This is a genomic window from Gluconobacter sp. P5H9_a, from assembly GCF_018812085.1.
In the GTDB taxonomy this organism is placed as follows: domain Bacteria; phylum Pseudomonadota; class Alphaproteobacteria; order Acetobacterales; family Acetobacteraceae; genus Gluconobacter.
On record NZ_JACRVW010000003.1, the window covers coordinates 190,128 to 207,761 of the forward strand.

Here is a 17,634-nt window from a genome sequence, read left to right on the forward strand (position 1 = left end):
TTCATGCCTGAATCCGGTCTTTCTTAAATTCAATTTTGCTTGTCGCACTTCGTGTGTCCGGTATGACTTGTCTCAATTTAAAGGGGACGCCCGTTGAGACTGAAAAAGACTGACGTAATCGCGCAGCTCCGATCATCAAGGAACGGGAGCATCGCAGACGCATGAATGCCATCGTCGTAACGGCCCTCAAACGGCCTTATACGTTCGTTGTTCTTTCAATCATGATCCTGATTTTCGGGGTCAGGGCGATTGTTTCGACACCGACGGACGTTTTTCCTTCAATCAAGATCCCTATTGTTGCGATTGTCTGGTCCTATACTGGGCTTATGCCAGACGATATGTCGGGCCGTATTGTTTATTATTACGAAAGATCGCTAACAGCGACTGTCAGTAATATCGAGCATATTGAGAGCTCGTCTTACTACGGCCGTGGCATCGTCAAGGTCTTCTTCCAGCCCGGAACGAATACTGCGGTTGCGCAAACGCAGATTACGTCTGTTTCCCAGACCGTTATCAAGCAGATGCCGACTGGGGCGACGCCCCCGTTGATCATCGCGCTTGATGCGTCTTCCGTTCCGGTTCTGACGTTGCAGGTCAATAATTCGACCATGTCCGGGTCGGAAATCTACAACATGGCGTCCAACCTGATTCGCCCGGCGCTTGTGCCGGTCGCGGGTGCGGCCATTCCAAACCCATACGGTGGTCTTGCGCCGGACATCATGGTCGATATCGACCCGATCAAACTTCAGGCTCACCGTCTTTCACCTGAGGACGTTGCGAATGCGCTGAACCGCCAGAACATTGTTCTGCCAGCGGGTGATCAGAAGGTTGGTTCCATTGACTGGATGGTGAAGACCAATTCGACCCCGCTTGATCTCTCGGTCTTTAACAAAATGCCCATCAAGCAGGTGGGGAACTCCGTTATCTACCTGCGGGATGTCGCGTGGGTACATCGAGGTGGGCCTCCCCAGATCAACGCTGTTCTGGTGAAGGGACAGCAGGCCGTTCTGATCGTCATTCTGAAAAGTGGTGACGCCTCGACCCTGTCTGTCGTCGCGGGCGTGAAGGCGCTTCTGCCTCAGATCAAGGCTACGTTGCCCGCGGGCACCACTCTGAACGTACTGACGGACGCGTCAGGCTTCGTGAAAGAGTCGGTTTTTGACGTGGTGCGTGAGATGATCACCGCTGCGATCCTGACCAGTTTGACAGTTCTGCTCTTCCTCGGTTCCTGGCGCTCTACCGTCATCGTTGCGACGTCCATTCCGCTGGCCATGCTCTGTTCATTGATCGGCCTCAGTATTGCGGGGCAGTCGATTAACGTCATGACACTGGGTGGTCTGGCTCTGGCTGTCGGTATTCTCGTGGATGACGCGACCGTCATGATTGAGAATATCGATGCCCATCTTGAGATGGGGAAAGAGCTTGAAGACGCCATCATTGATGCAGCCAATCAGATTGTTATCCCGACATTCGTATCAACAACCTGTATCTGTATCGTCTGGCTGCCGCTTTTCGAGCTGACGGGCGTTTCCGGCTGGCTCTTCATGCCAATGGCTGAAGCCATCATCTTCGCGATGATTGCGTCCTTTATTCTCTCACGAACACTCGTCCCGACAATGGCGAACTGGCTGCTTCCGGCGCAGGTGAAGATGCACCGCGATCCGGAGTGGCATCATCGTAAGCCAGGCTTTTTCGGACGGTTCCAGAGAGGCTTTGAAGCCCGGTTTACGAGCTTTCGCGAGCATTACAAAGGCATCCTGTCTGGCCTGATTGCTATTCGTGGCCGATTTGTCGCCATGTTCCTTCTGGCGGCTGTGGCGTCCATGGCTCTGCTGTTGTTCGTCGGGCAGGATTTCTTCCCGGAAATCAAATCCGGTACGCTTCAGATGCATATGCGCGCACCGGTTGGTACGCGTATTGAAGAGACGGGTAAGATTGCTGGACTGGCAGAAAAGCGCCTGCGGCAGATCCTGCCGGGTCAGGTCGAGAATGTCGTCAATAACTGTGGCTTGCCGTTCAGTCAGTTGAACCAAGCCATGGTGCCGTCACCCACAACGGGTGCGCAGGATTGTGACATCACGATCCAGCTCAAGAATGATGAAAGTCCTATCCCGGAATACCGTCAGAAAGTCCGTAAGGGGCTGACAGATGCGTTTCCTGGAACAATCTTTACGTTCCAGCCGGGTGACATGACTGCCAAGATCCTGAACTTTGGCCTGCCCGCGCCGATTGACGTTCAGATTTCGGGCCGTGATCTGCAGAACAACTTTGCCTTTGCAACGCATCTGGCCAAGAAGCTGCGTCATATTCCGGGTATCACGGACGTATCCGTTCAGCAGCCGATGACCCAGCCAACGTTGCTGATCAACAATCGTCGAAGCTTTGCACTGGGAACGGGCATTACGCAGCGGGACGTTGCGTTGAATGCTCTCGTCACGCTGTCTGGTAGTGCGCAGGTGGGGCAAACCTACTACCTGAATGCTCAGGGGACGTCGCAGCTTATCGATGTGCAGACACCTGCGAACTATCTTCAGACCATGAATGATCTGGAAATTGTTCCAATCGACAAGGGCGACGGCAACCCGACCAACCAGAACCCGCAGATGCTGGGTGCCCTGAGCGAACTGGTTCAGACCGGTACGCCTGCGGAAATCTCACATTACAACATCATGCCGGTCTTCGATATTTACGCAGCTCCAGAGGGGACGGACCTTGGCACCCTGTCGCGCGCAGTGAACCGCGTGGTTGACGGAGAGCGTAAAGACCTGCCGCACGGATCAACCCTTGTGGTGCGCGGTCAGGCTGTGACCATGAATGATGCCTATGTGCAGCTGATTGGCGGTCTCGCCCTGTCCATTGTTCTTGTTTACCTGATCATCGTAGTGAATTTTCAGTCCTGGCTTGATCCGTTCGTGATCATTACGGCGTTGCCGGGCGCGCTTGGTGGTATTTCCTGGAGCCTGTTCCTGACCCACACGCCATTGTCTGTGCCTGCATTGACCGGTGCGATCATGTGTATGGGAACGGCTACGGCCAATGCCATTCTTGTCGTCTCGTTTGCGCGAGAGCGGCTGGATCACCACGGTGATGTTCTTCTGGCGTCTCTGGAGGCGGGATATGAGCGTATCCGCCCGGTTCTGATGACAGCGCTTGCCATGATGATCGGCATGATTCCGATGTCGATCAGTAATTCCTCGAACGCTCCGCTGGGTAAGGCCGTGATTGGTGGCCTGCTCATCGCAACAGTGGCAACGTTGCTGTTCGTTCCCTGTGTCTTTGCCCTAATGCATTACAAGCGGCCTGCTGGGCCTGAAGGAGACCGCGCGTGACCCACCCGACACAGCAGGGGCAGACGCCTCAGGGAAACCGACAGGAAAGTGGATCACCCGTTCGGAACAGACTGATTCTTCTTGGTGTCGTGGTGGTTGCCATTGTGCTGGCTGCCTGGGGTATCGTTGAAAGAGGTGTGCACTATCATTCGCTCAGCGGTGTGACTGAAGAAGCGGCCATTCCGCCGGTAACGCTGATTTCTCCGCAGCCTGGGCCGAAAACGCGTCAGGTGGATCTGCCTGCCAATCTGGCGGCCTGGTATGAAGCTCCGATTTACGCTCAGGTCTCCGGCTATGTGAAGATGTGGTACAAGGACTACGGCGCGCATGTGAAGCGTGGCGATGTTCTGGCTGAAATCAATACGCCAAGCATCGATGCCCAGTTCCAGGCGGCCAAGGCGCAATATAACGTCAAACTGGCGCGCTATAACCTGGCCGTTATCACGACGCAGCGCTGGACTGCTCTGAAAGGGACGCAGGCTGTTTCCCGGCAGGAAGTGGACGTGCAGGCTGCAAATGCGGCGGCACAGAAAGCTGAGCTGGAAGCTGCCGAGCATGAAGTCGAGCGTTTTCAGGCGCTGGAAGACTTCAAGAAAATTGTCGCTCCATTTGATGGAATCGTGACGTCACGTCTGGTGAACGTAGGCGACTATGTGAATGCGGGCGGTGGAAACGTGAATTCACGCGGAACAGCCTCAGAACTGTTTTCGGTGGCAGATGTTCATCGGATGCGCGTTTTTGTCTCTGTTCCGCAGGATTTTGCGAGCGTTATTTCGCCTAAAATTACGGCTGATCTGTCTGTTCCGCAGTATCCAGGGCGCCGCTTCCGCGCCACGTTCCTGGCAACGGCAAACGCGTTTAATGCGTCTACGCGAACTGTGACGACAGAACTGACGATTGGGAATGAGGACAATCTTCTCTGGCCGAATTCCTACGCAACGGCTCATATCGCTGCTCCCGGCAATCCTGACATTTTGATTCTTCCTGAAGGCGCTATCATTTTCCGGGCCCAGGGAATGCAGGTTGCCAAAGTTATCAACGGACATGTCCATCTGGTCAGCGTCACGGTTGGTATCAACTTCGGGACGACTGTGCAGATCCTGAGTGGTGTGACGAAGGATGACCAGCTTATTGCCAACCCGACCGCTGATCTGCTGGAAGGGGATGAGGTTCGTGTTGTGCCAACGACACCGGGCTATAACATTCCGACCAAGGCTCAGCAGGAAGAGGACCAGAAATCTGTGCGTTCGCATGATGCCAATCCGGATGAGGCTGGATCCCGTTGATGAGATTGACTGATCGCAAGCGCGGATATTTCTCCAGGCCTCGCCGTCATGTGGCGACAGCTTTGGCTGGTGTCCTGTCCATCGGTCTGGCGTCCTGCAATCTGGCGCCAGAGTACCATCCTCAGAAATTCCTCTATCCGGAAGGCTGGGAAGGGAAGGGGGTCATGGGCAACGCCCGTCCTGCGGATGATGCGCTCCGCAGTGACTGGTGGACGATGTTCAAGGACCCGATCCTGAACGAGATGGAAACGCGGATGCTGCAGGTCAATCCGGACCTGCAAGCCGCCGCAGAAGCCTTTACCCAAGCCCGGGACGTCGCGCGCGAGGCGGAGAGCAAGCTCTATCCGCAGCTCACCGGTGCAGCTCATATGAGCTATAACAAGGGCTCGGTTGGGCGGTTGTATAACAACCCGAGAACCAGTTCGTCGCTCGTCTATGAGTCAAATCAGGCTTATAGCGGTGCCGCAACCTGGGAGCCGGATTTCTGGAACTCAATCCGTAACTCAACACGGATGGAGAAAAATCTCGCTCAGGCAACGGCCGCAGAATATGCGTCAGCCAAGCTGAGTCTGGAGGCGGAACTCGCCAGCGATTATATCGCGTTGCGAGGGCTTGATGCCCAGAATGCGGTTTATGAAGACTCAATCCATTACTTTAAGGCCGCAGTAGAAATTACGGAGCTGCGTCAGGCTGGTGCCATTGGTGCTGGACTTGACGTTTCGCGTGCCCAGAATCAGCTGTTTTCAGCCATGGCCGCTCAGAGCACTCTGGTTGCAGATCGCAGAGTGATGGAAAATGCAATCGCCGTGCTGCTGAATACAGCGCCTGCGGGTTTCCATATTGCGCCAGTTCGCGACGTGAAAATGCGTTTTGGTGTCGTGAAGGTAAATCCGGGCTTCCCGTCATCCCTGCTGGAGCGGCGTCCGGATATTGCATCAGCTGAACGACATATGGCCGCAGCCTCCCGGGCGATAGGCATATCACGCGCAGCGTTCTATCCGCATATTACGTTGAGCGCGGATGGTGGCTTTGAGGATGGCGGATTTGATCTTGCCAGTGTCTCCCGGGCATTCTGGAAAATTGCAGTTCAAGCTGTGGAGCCGGCATTTACGGGTGGACTACGGCGTGCAGCGTTGCAGCGGGCGTGGTCTCAATATCGGGCTTCAGTTGATGACTATCGCGGCGTCGTCCTGTCGGCGTTTCAGGATGTGGAAAACGGTCTGACCCAGAGCGGGCAATACAAAATTGCCCAAGACCAGCAGCAGAAAGCTGTTGAAGCCGCACTGCGGACGCAGAGCATGACCATGGCGCTCTACACAGGTGGATTGTCGAATTACCTGGATGCTCTTGTGGCGCAGCAGGATGCGCTTCAGGCCCGGCTGGGGCTGGTTCAGACGCAGACGTCACAGATACAGGCGACAGTCCGTCTTGTGCGCTCTCTGGGCGGCGGATGGGATGTCAGTGAGCTTCCAGGCGTGAAGCAGATCGATCCGTTTGGTGCGTTCCAGTATGAAGGATTGCACAAACCGGCACCTGTGGCGGGAATTGATGCCCATGAGTCTGCAGCTGACAACGATCTGAGCGGCGACAAAGGGACGAAAAATGCCCGCGGAGGGTTGACGCACTAGGCTAAACCAGTCTAGGGGACCGCCTCACTTCGAACGCGGGAGGGGGCGGCTGTGTCCGACTCCGTTGTCACCGCGGTTCGGGAACGACAAACAGGGGAGTCCCGGATATGGCCAAAAAAGTTGTTGGCTACATCAAGCTTCAGATCCCGGCTGGTAAAGCCAACCCGTCTCCGCCGGTAGGTCCGGCACTGGGTCAGCGCGGCCTGAACATCATGCAGTTCTGCAAAGAGTTCAACGCGAAGACGCAGCAGCTTGAACCAGGTATGCCGATCCCGGTGGTTATCACCGCGTATGCAGACCGTACGTTCTCCTTCATCACGAAGACCCCGCCGAACACGTACTTCCTTCTGAAGGCTGCCAAGATTTCCAAGGGCAGTCAGACGGTTGGTAAGGCTGCGGCTGTTGGTTCCGTGACGACGTCTCAGCTTCGCGAGATTGCTGAAACGAAGTTCAAGGACATGAACGCCAACGACCTCGATGGCGCCGTGCGTATGCTCGCAGGCTCCGCGAAGTCGATGGGCCTGAACGTGGTGGAGGGCTGATATCATGGCCAAGAACAAGCGTCTGAATGCTGCGCAGGCTACTGTCGAGCGCAACAAGCCATATGCCCTTTCCGAAGCTGTCGCTCTGGTGAAGAGCAATGCCAAGGCAAAGTTCGATGAGACCATCGAAATCTCTCTGAACCTTGGCATTGACCCGCGTCATGCTGATCAGATGGTTCGTGGTCTGATCTCCCTGCCGAACGGCACGGGCAAGACACTTCGCGTTGGCGTGTTCGCACGTGGCGCCAAGGCTGAAGAAGCTCTGGCAGCCGGTGCAGAAGTTGTTGGTGCAGAAGACCTGGCTGAAAAGATCCAGGCTGGCGAAATCGCTTTCGACCGCTGCATCGCAACGCCTGACATGATGGCTCTCGTTGGTCGTCTCGGTAAGGTTCTTGGTCCGCGTGGTCTGATGCCGAACCCGCGTCTCGGCACGGTAACGATGGACGTCAAGGGTGCGATCACGGCTGCCAAGTCCGGTCAGGTTGAGTACCGCGCTGAAAAAGCCGGTATCATCCACGCTGGCGTTGGTAAGGCTTCTTTCGATGAAGCCAAGCTGGTCGAGAACATCAAGGCTCTGGTCGATGCCGTTCAGAAGGCTCGTCCGTCTGGCGCTAAGGGTACCTACATGAAGAAGGCAGCGCTGTCTTCCACGATGGGTCCGGGCGTCCGCGTTGACGTGTCCTCCTTCGAGGCTTGATTGAATTGAGGGCTTTCTGTAGAAAGCCCTCAACAAGGAATGACGCCATGTTTCGGCATGGTGGCGTAGGGGTAATTCGCTCGCGAATTGCTTCCAAACCTGTCCAAGACCGCACGTAGCACCTCTGGTGCTTTAAATGCTCCTTTCGTGGAGTGGCGAGCGTCAGGCGGGGCGCCAGTGTTTCAATGGCTTTGCCAGGATGCACTGGGTTCGCTCACTTCTGTGGACAGGCGAGCGGGGTATTTTCCGGAAACGGGGGTATCCCATGGGTAACTTGGTCCGGATCGTTCCGGACTGACGAGGAGACAGGTTTTGGACCGTACGGAAAAGCGGGCCTTTGTCGAGTTCCTCGCCGATGTGTTCAACAGCACGTCCATGGTTGTCGTCACCCAGAACAAGGGTCTGACGGTTGCTGATGTGACGGAGCTGCGTCGACGCATTCGTGCGGCAGGTGCGACATATAAGGTTGCGAAGAACCGGCTGGCCAGCCGCGCTCTGGATGGGACCCAATTCGACGGCATCGCGCCGCTGCTCAAGGGGCCGACGGCCCTGGCCTGGTCTGAAGATCCGGTTGCAGTTGCAAAGGTGATCGTCGAGTTCGCCAAGACGAATGACAAGCTTGTAGTGCTCGGTGGCTCCCTTGGTTCCCAGACGCTTGACGTCGCTGGAATCAAGACACTTGCCGAGCTGCCGTCTCTGGACGAACTGCGTGCGAAGCTGGTGGGTATGATTCAGACCCCCGCTACGCGTATCGCAGGTGTTGTTCAGGCTCCGGCAGGCCAGCTTGCTCGCGTCTTCGGCGCCTATGCCAAGACCGGCGAAGCCGCCTAAGAGTAAAATCAACGCTGCGGCGTAGATTTGAACCCAATCTAACAGTGCATCACGTAGGATAAGACCATGGCCGATCTGGCAAAGATTGTTGAAGAGCTATCCGCTCTTACCGTTCTCGAAGCTGCTGAGCTTTCCAAGCTTCTCGAAGAGAAGTGGGGCGTTTCCGCTGCTGCTCCAGTAGCTGTTGCTGCTGGCCCGGCTGCTGCTGCAGCTCCTGCTGAAGAGCAGACCGAGTTCACCGTTGTTCTGGCCGCTGCTGGCGACAAGAAGATCAACGTGATTAAGGAAATCCGTGGCATCACGGGCCTGGGTCTGAAGGAAGCTAAGGACCTGGTTGAAGGCGCACCGAAGACCGTCAAGGAAGGCGTGTCCAAGGACGAAGCCGAGAAGATCAAGAAGACCCTGGAAGACAACGGCGCCAAGGTCGAAATCAAGTAATCAACTTGATCGGGTCGTTTCCTCTCTGAGGAGGCGGCCTCTGCAAAAGCAGACGGATAGGGCGGGGATCGCATGCGGTTCCCGCCCGATTTGCCGTTGGTGGAAATAAGAGTATAATACGCGGCTCGCTACGTATTGAAATTACTGAAAGCCGGTCGTTCCGGTCGTCCGTGTCGTGTCAGGCGTTCGTCTGACAATGAAATCCCGGGCGACTCGAAGGTCTGGTGCAGAGGGCAAGATAGATGAACGCGATCACCAAATCGTTCACGGGACGCAAGAGGATCCGCAAAAGCTTCGGGCGCATTCCCGAAATTGCGCCGATGCCCAATCTGATCGATGTGCAGCGCGCGTCCTACGAAGCGTTCCTGCAAATGAACGTGAGTCCTGACAGCCGTCAGAACTCCGGTCTGCAGGAAGTCTTCCGTTCGGTTTTTCCAATCAATGACTTTGCTGGTCGCGGTCGTCTGGACTTCGTGTCTTACGAGTTCGAAGAGCCGAAGTATGACGTCGAAGAGTGCATTCAGCGCGGTCTGACATTTGCAGCCCCGCTGAAGGTTATCCTCCGTCTTACGACTTGGGATATCGATGAAGACACAGGTTCACGCTCCATTCATGATCTGAAGGAACAGCCGGTTTACATGGGCGACATGCCGCTCATGACTAATAACGGCACCTTCATTATCAATGGTACCGAGCGTGTCATCGTTTCTCAGATGCATCGTAGCCCGGGCGTCTTCTTCGATCATGATAAGGGCAAGACGCATTCTTCGGGTAAGTATCTTTTTGCTGCCCGTGTGATTCCGTATCGTGGTTCGTGGCTGGACTTCGAATTCGATGCAAAGGACCTGATTTACGTCCGTATCGATCGTAAGCGTAAGCTGCCAGTCACGACGCTGCTTTACGCTCTCGAGGGTGCGAACTATATCGCTCAGCGCGAAGAGAAGATCGCAGAGGGCGGTGATGTCGAAGGTCTCGACATCCGGGGTATGGATCAGGATGAAATCCTGTCCTACTTCTACGATATGGTTACGTTCACCCGCATGGGTGATGGCTGGGCACGTCCGTTCGAGCCTGATGCGTTCCGTGGCCAGAAGCTGCTGAGCCCACTGGTTGACGCTGATACCGGTGAAGTGGTCGCAGAGGCCGATGCCAAGCTGACAGCGCGCATGGTTCGCAAGATCGCTGAAAAGACCCGTGTGGTCCAGGTCGGGCGTCTTGACGTTCTTGGCTGCTACCTTGCCCATGATCTTGTTAACGAGAACACCGGTGAAATTTACGGCGAAGCGGGTGAAGAGCTGACGGAAGACCGTCTGGCAGCACTTGAAGAGCTGGGAATTACAGAGCTTCCAACGCTTTCCATCGATGGTTCGCACGGTCCCTGGATCCGCAACACGCTTTCAGTTGACAAGAACACGAGCCGTGACGAAGCACTGATCGATATCTATCGTATCATGCGTCCAGGCGAGCCGCCGACCAAGGAAACCGCTGAAGCGATGTTCCGCGGGCTGTTCTTTGACCAGGATCGCTACGACCTTTCGTCTGTTGGTCGTGTCAAGATGAACATGCGTCTCGATGTAGACGCTCCGGATACCCTGCGCGTTCTGCGCAAGGAAGATATCCTGCGTACCATCAAGATCATGTGCGATCTGAAGGATGGTCGTGGCCAGATCGACGATATTGATAACCTTGGTAACCGTCGCGTTCGCTCTGTCGGCGAACTGATGGAAAACCAGTATCGCGTCGGCTTGCTGCGTATGGAGCGCGCCATCCGCGAACGTATGGGCTCTGTCGACATCGATACGGTCATGCCGCATGATCTGATTAACGCGAAGCCTGCGGCTGCTGCGGTACGTGAGTTCTTCGGGTCGTCGCAGCTTAGCCAGTTCATGGATCAGACAAACCCGCTTTCCGAGGTGACGCATAAGCGCCGTCTTTCGGCGCTTGGCCCGGGCGGTCTAACCCGTGAACGTGCGGGCTTCGAAGTTCGTGACGTCCATCCGACGCATTACGGTCGTATCTGCCCAATTGAAACGCCTGAAGGCCCGAATATTGGTCTGATCAACTCACTCTCGACCTATGCCAAGGTCAACAAATACGGCTTCATTGAGACACCGTATCGTCTTGTGAAGGACGGTATTCTTCAGGATGGCTGGAAATATCTTTCCGCCATGGAAGAAGAGAAGCTTGTTGTTGCACAGGCCGATGCGAAGCAGAGCGCCGACGGTCATCTGACGGACGAACTGGTCTCGGTTCGTAAGTCTGGCGACTTCCGCGTTGTTCCGCCTGAGCAGGTTACGGCTTGCGACGTGTCACCGAAGCAGCTTGTGTCTGTTGCGGCAGCTCTCATTCCGTTTCTTGAGAACGATGACGCGAACCGCGCCCTGATGGGTGCGAACATGCAGCGTCAGGCCGTTCCGCTGGTGAAGGCTGATGCCCCACTGGTTGGTACGGGCATGGAAGCAGCCGTTGCACGTGACTCTGGTGCGACAATCGTCGCCAAGCGTGACGGTATTATCGACCAGATCGATGGTGCCCGTATCGTGGTCCGCGCGACCGACGATGCCGGTGCAACTCAAGGCGTCGATATCTATCGCCTTCGCAAGTATATGCGTTCGAACCAGTCGACCTGCATCAACCAGCGCCCGCTGGTGAAGGTTGGCGATACGGTTCATGCTGGCGACATCATTGCTGATGGTCCGTCCACGGAACTGGGTGAACTGGCTCTGGGTCGTAACGTGCTCGTCGCGTTCATGCCTTGGAACGGTTACAACTTCGAAGACTCCATCCTGATTTCTGAGCGTATTGCTCGTGATGACGTGTTCACCTCGATTCATATCGAGGAATTCGAAGTCATGGCGCGTGATACGAAGCTGGGTCAGGAAGAAATTACGCGCGATATTCCTAATGTCGGCGAAGAAGCTCTTCGTAACCTTGACGAAGCTGGCATTGTTTATGTCGGTGCAGAGGTTAATCCGGGCGACATTCTTGTTGGTAAGGTGACACCAAAGGGCGAAAGCCCGATGACGCCAGAAGAGAAGCTTCTGCGGGCCATCTTTGGTGAAAAGGCTTCTGACGTTCGTGACACGTCTCTGAAGCTTCCACCTGGAACGACCGGAACGATCGTTGACGTTCGTGTCTTCTCACGCCGCGGCGTGGACAAGGACGAACGTGCCATGGCCATCGAACGCGCTGAAATCGAGCGTCTGACGAAGGACCGTGACGACGAGCGTTCCATTCAGGAGCGTAGCTTCCACAACCGTTTACGTGAGCGTCTGGTTGGTGAAGTGGCAGGAGCAGGCTTCAAGGGCATCCGTGCAGGAACGCCGATCACAGTAGAGGTGCTTGATGAGCATCCTCGCGCTGCATGGCGGAACGTTACGGTTGCTTCCGACGAAGTCACCGCTGAGCTTGAGACCCTGCGTTCAGAGTTCGACGAAGCTGTTCGCCTCATTAACTCTCGCTTTGAGAACAAGGTCGAGAAGCTTCAGCGTGGCGATGAACTGCCGCCTGGCGTGATGAAGATGGTCAAGGTCTTCGTTGCTGTGAAGCGTAAGCTTCAGCCTGGTGATAAGATGGCCGGTCGTCATGGTAACAAGGGTGTTGTCTCCCGCGTTGTGCCAGTCGAGGACATGCCGTTCCTGGAGAATGGTCAGGCGGTTGATATCGTTCTGAACCCGCTGGGTGTGCCGTCTCGTATGAACATCGGTCAGATCCTTGAAACCCATCTGGGTTGGGCGTGTGCCAATATTGGCGCAAGCATCGGGGAAATGGTCGATGAGTATCAGCGTTCTGGCGAGCGCAAGCAGGAACTGCTTGATCGCCTGCGTGATGTCTATGGCGACGAAGTGTTCGAGACGGATGTGGCAACGCTTCCTAACGAGCAGCTTGTTGAGCTGGCCAACAACCTCCGCAAGGGCCTGCCAATTGCTACGCCTGTCTTCGATGGGGCTTCCATCCCGGATATCGAAAACATGCTGGAGAAGGCTGGCGTTGATAAGTCTGGCCAGTCCCAGCTGATCGATGGTCGTACAGGCGAGCTGTTCGAGCGTAAGACGACAGTTGGCTACATCTACATGCTGAAGCTGCATCACCTTGTCGACGACAAGATCCATGCACGTTCGATCGGTCCTTACTCGCTTGTTACGCAGCAGCCGCTGGGTGGTAAGGCGCAGTTCGGTGGTCAGCGCTTCGGTGAGATGGAAGTGTGGGCACTTGAGGCGTATGGCGCAGCATATACGCTGCAGGAAATGCTGACGGTGAAGTCGGATGACGTGTCCGGCCGTACCAAGGTTTATGAGGCGATCGTGCGTGAGCAGGATGACTTCGAGGCTGGTATTCCTGAGAGCTTCAACGTTCTGATCAAGGAACTGAAGTCGCTCGGTCTGAATGTCGAACTTGAGCAGGGCGCCGCTTAATTGGCGTCTCTGCTGCTCGCTTTACGGTTCAATTTTGACGCGCCCGCAGGACGCTGCGGCGCGCATTGGGGTTTCGGCGCATGAACGAACTCATGAAGATCCTGGGTCAGGCTGGCCAGTCGGTAGCCTTCGATCAGATCAAGATCCAGCTTGCTTCGAGCGAGCAGATCCGTTCCTGGTCTTACGGTGAAATCAAAAAGCCGGAGACCATTAATTACCGGACGTTCAAGCCTGAGCGTGACGGCCTTTTCTGTGCTCGTATTTTTGGTCCGATCAAGGACTACGAATGCCTGTGCGGAAAATACAAGCGGATGAAGTTCCGCGGCATTGTCTGTGAAAAGTGCGGTGTTGAAGTTACGCTGGCGAAGGTTCGCCGTGAGCGTATGGGCCATATCGAGCTCGCTTCACCCGTTGCACATATCTGGTTCCTGAAGTCGCTTCCTAGCCGTATTGCCACAATGATGGATATGGCTCTCAAGGATGTTGAGCCGGTTCTGTACTTCGAGAAGTTCCTGGTGCTCGACAAGGGAGTCTGTGACTCCGATCAGATCGAGTCTTACAAGAACGGCAAGAAGCGCGACCAATACCTTCTGGACGAAGTGCGGTGTGAAGATCTTCTGGATGAATATCCGGATGCAGGCATCGACGTCGGTATCGGCGCTGAAGCCATCAAGCGTGCACTTTCCACGTATGACTGGGGTATTCCCAACGCTCAGGAGCGTGAGCTGAGCCTTGCTGCCAAGGCGAAGGGGCTGCCGGATCCGTTCGACTATGACGCTGAAGTCATGGAAGGCGATTCCGAGAAGACGATGATGCGCAAGAAGCTGCGCAAGGCAACGTCGGAGGCTGCTCGTAAGAAGCTGGTCAAGCGTCTGAAGCTCGTCGAGGCATTCGTTGAGAGTGGTTCACGTCCGGACTGGATGATCATGGACATTATTCCGGTGATCCCGCCGGAACTGCGTCCGCTGGTCCCGCTGGATGGCGGTCGTTTTGCCACGTCCGATCTGAATGATCTGTATCGTCGCGTTATCAACCGTAATAACCGTCTGAAGCGTTTGATCGAGCTTCGTGCACCGGACATTATTGTTCGCAACGAAAAGCGTATGCTTCAGGAATCTGTCGATGCGCTGTTCGATAACGGTCGTCGTGGACGTGCCATCACGGGTGCCAACAAGCGTCCACTGAAGTCTCTGTCCGACATGCTCAAGGGCAAGCAGGGCCGTTTCCGTCAGAACCTTCTTGGGAAGCGCGTTGACTACTCTGGCCGTTCGGTCATCGTGGTTGGCCCTGAGCTGAAGCTGCATCAGTGCGGTCTTCCGAAGAAGATGGCGCTCGAGCTTTTCAAGCCGTTCATCTATTCCAAGCTGGAAAAATACGGTCACGCTACCACCATTAAAGCTGCAAAGCGCATGGTGGAGAAAGAGCGTCCGGAAGTTTGGGATATCCTCGAAGAGGTCATCCGCGAACATCCCGTGATGCTGAACCGCGCACCGACGCTTCACCGTCTTGGTATTCAGGCATTTGAGCCAACGCTGATCGAAGGGAAGGCTATCCAGCTTCACCCGCTGGTCTGCACCGCGTTCAATGCTGACTTCGACGGCGATCAGATGGCCGTGCACGTTCCGCTGTCGCTTGAAGCGCAGTTGGAAGCCCGTGTGCTGATGATGTCCACAAACAACATTCTCAGCCCGGCGAACGGTAAGCCGATTATCGTGCCGTCTCAGGATATTGTTCTGGGTCTCTATTATTTGAGCCTTGAAGTTCCTGAATATCGCGCAACGCCTGACGAAGCGGTCATCGAAGATGGCAAGGTCGTTAAGGCTGCCCCGCCGGCTTACTCGGATGTTGCAGAAATCGAGAGCGCGATGCTCGCAGGTTCCCTGCAGCTTCACGATAAGATCCGTCTGCGTCTACCGACCGTTGATGAAAACGGTAACCCGATCCGCCAGACGATCCTGACGACCCCGGGACGTGCGCTTATTGCGCAGATCCTGCCGAAGCATCCTGCGATTCCGTTCAGCCTGATCAACAAGCAGTTGACGAAAAAGAACGTGTCTGACGTGATTGACACGGTCTATCGTCACTGTGGTCAGAAGGAAGCCGTGATCTTCTGTGACCGTCTCATGGGCCTCGGTTTCAAGCACGCTGCCCGTGCTGGTATTTCCTTCGGCAAGGATGACATGATCATCCCGGCAGAGAAGGCGCCTCTCGTTGCCAAGACCTCGGAAGAGGTCAAGGAATTCGAGCAGCAGTATCAGGACGGTCTGATCACCGCTGGCGAGCGCTATAACAAGGTGGTTGATGCCTGGTCACGTTGCACGGACGAAGTCCAGGCAGCCATGCTGAAGGAAATCTCCAAGCAGGTTATCGGTAAGCCGACCAACTCTGTCTGGATGATGAGCCACTCCGGTGCTCGTGGGTCGCCAGCCCAGATGAAGCAGCTTGCTGGTATGCGCGGTCTGATGGTGAAGCCTTCAGGCGAAATTATCGAACAGCCGATTATCGCGAACTTCAAAGAAGGTCTGTCGGTTCTCGATTACTTCACGTCCAGCCATGGTGCTCGTAAGGGCCTCGCGGATACGGCTCTGAAGACTGCAAACTCCGGTTATCTGACGCGTCGTCTCGTTGACGTTGCGCAGGATTGCATCATCGTTGAGCCGGATTGCGGTACCGAACGTGGTCTGACGGTTCGTGCGGTTATGGACAGCGGCGAAGTCGTTGCTTCGTTGTCTGAGCGTATTCTTGGACGTACGACCTCCAAGGATGTGCTGCATCCGGTCACCCATGAAGTTCTGCTACCGCGCAACACCCTGATTGAGGAGCCGGAAGCCGAGCTCATCGAGAAGGCTGGCGTCGAGAGCATGGAAATCCGCTCGGTTCTGACATGCGATAGTCGTGTTGGTATCTGTGCGCACTGCTATGGTCGTGATCTGGCTCGCGGTACGCCGGTGAACATTGGTGAAGCTGTTGGCGTTATCGCCGCTCAGTCCATCGGTGAGCCTGGTACTCAGCTGACGATGCGTACCTTCCATATTGGTGGTGCGGCAACGCGTGGCGCCGAGCAGTCCATGGTCGAAGCGTCTCGCGATGGTCAGGTGACGATCAAGAACCGCAACGTGGTTGAGAACTCTCAGAAGGTTCTGGTTGTGATGTCGCGTAATTGCGAGATCCTTCTGACCGATGAGAACGGTGTCGAGCGCGCTCGTTACCGTGTGCCATACGGTGCACGTCTGATGGTGGGCGAGGGTGAGGCAGTTGCACGTGGCCAGAAGATGGCCGAGTGGGACCCGTACACCCTTCCCATCATCACCGAGCAGGCTGGTACGGTGGAATACCTTGACCTGATCGACAGCATCACGCTTGTCGAACGTATGGATGAGGTCACAGGCCTTAGCTCCAAGGTTGTGGTTGACTATAAGCAGGCTTCCAAAGGGGTTGATCTTCGTCCACGTCTGCAGCTCAAGGATGCTGCGGGCAATGTGGTCAAGCTCGCCAACGGCAATGATGCTCGTTACTTCCTCTCACCAGACAGTATTCTGTCGATTGAGAATGGTGCCGAAGTTCATGCTGGTGACGTGCTGGCGCGTATTCCGCGTGAAGGCTCCAAGACCCGTGACATTACTGGTGGTCTGCCGCGTGTTGCCGAACTGTTCGAAGCCCGCCGTCCGAAGGATCATGCGATCATTGCCGAGGGCGATGGGCGTATCGAATTCGGGAAGGATTACAAGTCGAAGCGTTGCGTTATCGTGAAGAACGACGAGACCAGCGAAGAGACGCAGTATCTCATCCCGAAGGGCAAGCACGTTTCCGTTCAGGAAGGTGACTTCGTCCAGAAGGGTGACCCGCTGGTCGATGGTCCGCGTGTGCCGCATGACATTCTGAAGGTTATGGGTGTCGAGGCGCTTTCGGACTATCTCGTCAACGAGATCCAGGACGTCTATCGACTGCAGGGCGTGAAGATCAATGACAAGCATATTGAGGTCATTGTTCGTCAGATGCTGCAGAAGGTTGAGATTCTGGAACCGGGTGACTCGACCTATCTGATCGGCGAGACTGTTGATCGGATCGAGTACGAGATCGAGAACCAGCGTCTTCAGGAAAATGGTGATACACCAGCAGTGGCTATGCCGGTGCTACAGGGCATTACCAAGGCTTCCCTGCAGACGCAGTCCTTTATCTCAGCGGCGTCGTTCCAGGAGACCACACGGGTGCTTACAGACGCTGCGACCTCGGGCAAGGTCGACACACTGAACGGTCTCAAGGAGAACGTGATTGTGGGTCGTCTGATCCCGGCTGGTACGGGTAGCGTTATGAACCGTCTGCGGGGCATTGCTGCCAGCCAGGACCGTCATCGCGTTGGTCGTTCAGCGACGGAAGTGAAAGACGCGGCTGAATAATGAAAAACCTCTCTGCTTCTCTTTTAAAAGAAGGCAGAGGGGAAATTGCAGCGATTCCAGAAACTCTATCT

General features: G+C 55.6%; 9 protein-coding genes. All 9 read left to right on the forward strand.

All coding sequences use genetic code 11. The features are described 5' to 3' along the window. Positions 1-161: 161 nt before the first annotated feature. The 9 genes from KP708_RS05130 (at position 162) to rpoC (ending at position 17,563) form a co-directional block, all read left to right on the forward strand. Positions 162-3,329, forward strand: a complete 3,168-nt coding sequence (locus KP708_RS05130) for an efflux RND transporter permease subunit (protein ID WP_215750703.1) — start codon at positions 162-164, stop codon at positions 3,327-3,329. Beyond that, entirely contained in the window at positions 3,326-4,615 is a 1,290-nt protein-coding gene (locus KP708_RS05135; RefSeq protein ID WP_215750704.1) for an efflux RND transporter periplasmic adaptor subunit, read from the forward strand. The genes KP708_RS05130 and KP708_RS05135 overlap by 4 nt, the downstream gene beginning before the upstream one ends. Continuing rightward, positions 4,615-6,243, forward strand: a complete 1,629-nt coding sequence (locus KP708_RS05140; protein WP_215750705.1) for an efflux transporter outer membrane subunit — start codon at positions 4,615-4,617, stop codon at positions 6,241-6,243. The genes KP708_RS05135 and KP708_RS05140 overlap by 1 nt, the downstream gene beginning before the upstream one ends. Positions 6,244-6,350: 107 nt before the next feature. Beyond that, positions 6,351-6,785 carry a 50S ribosomal protein L11 gene (gene rplK / locus KP708_RS05145; protein WP_046901169.1) on the forward strand — a complete coding sequence of 145 codons (435 nt, stop codon included), beginning with the start codon at positions 6,351-6,353 and terminating at the stop codon, positions 6,783-6,785. 4 nt (positions 6,786-6,789) lie between these two features. Further along, the gene (rplA, locus tag KP708_RS05150; protein WP_046901170.1) at positions 6,790-7,482 is read left to right on the forward strand and encodes a 50S ribosomal protein L1; all 693 of its coding nucleotides are present in this window, start codon (positions 6,790-6,792) and stop codon (positions 7,480-7,482) included. A gap of 312 nt (positions 7,483-7,794) precedes the next feature. Beyond that, positions 7,795-8,313, forward strand: coding sequence for a 50S ribosomal protein L10 (gene rplJ, locus KP708_RS05155; protein WP_046901171.1), 519 nt, complete (start codon positions 7,795-7,797; stop codon positions 8,311-8,313). Between the two features lie 66 nt (positions 8,314-8,379). Further along, entirely contained in the window at positions 8,380-8,751 is a 372-nt protein-coding gene (gene rplL, locus KP708_RS05160; protein ID WP_064275059.1) for a 50S ribosomal protein L7/L12, read from the forward strand. A 242-nt stretch (positions 8,752-8,993) separates the two neighbouring features. Further along, positions 8,994-13,166 carry a DNA-directed RNA polymerase subunit beta gene (gene rpoB / locus KP708_RS05165; RefSeq protein ID WP_064275058.1) on the forward strand — a complete coding sequence of 1,391 codons (4,173 nt, stop codon included), beginning with the start codon at positions 8,994-8,996 and terminating at the stop codon, positions 13,164-13,166. Between the two features lie 80 nt (positions 13,167-13,246). Continuing rightward, entirely contained in the window at positions 13,247-17,563 is a 4,317-nt protein-coding gene (gene rpoC / locus KP708_RS05170) for a DNA-directed RNA polymerase subunit beta' (RefSeq protein WP_215750706.1), read from the forward strand. Positions 17,564-17,634 lie beyond the last annotated feature (71 nt).

Bases quoted from the DNA above. Each gene is read 5' to 3' on its own strand.
- rpoC (WP_215750706.1), top strand. From the start codon at position 13,247: ATGAACGAACTCATGAAGATCCTGGGTCAGGCTGGCCAGTCGGTAGCC.
- rplA (WP_046901170.1), top strand. From the start codon at position 6,790: ATGGCCAAGAACAAGCGTCTGAATGCTGCGCAGGCTACTGTCGAGCGC.
- rplL (WP_064275059.1), top strand. From the start codon at position 8,380: ATGGCCGATCTGGCAAAGATTGTTGAAGAGCTATCCGCTCTTACCGTT.
- KP708_RS05130 (WP_215750703.1), top strand. From the start codon at position 162: ATGAATGCCATCGTCGTAACGGCCCTCAAACGGCCTTATACGTTCGTT.
- rplK (WP_046901169.1), top strand. From the start codon at position 6,351: ATGGCCAAAAAAGTTGTTGGCTACATCAAGCTTCAGATCCCGGCTGGT.
- KP708_RS05140 (WP_215750705.1), top strand. From the start codon at position 4,615: ATGAGATTGACTGATCGCAAGCGCGGATATTTCTCCAGGCCTCGCCGT.
- rpoB (WP_064275058.1), top strand. From the start codon at position 8,994: ATGAACGCGATCACCAAATCGTTCACGGGACGCAAGAGGATCCGCAAA.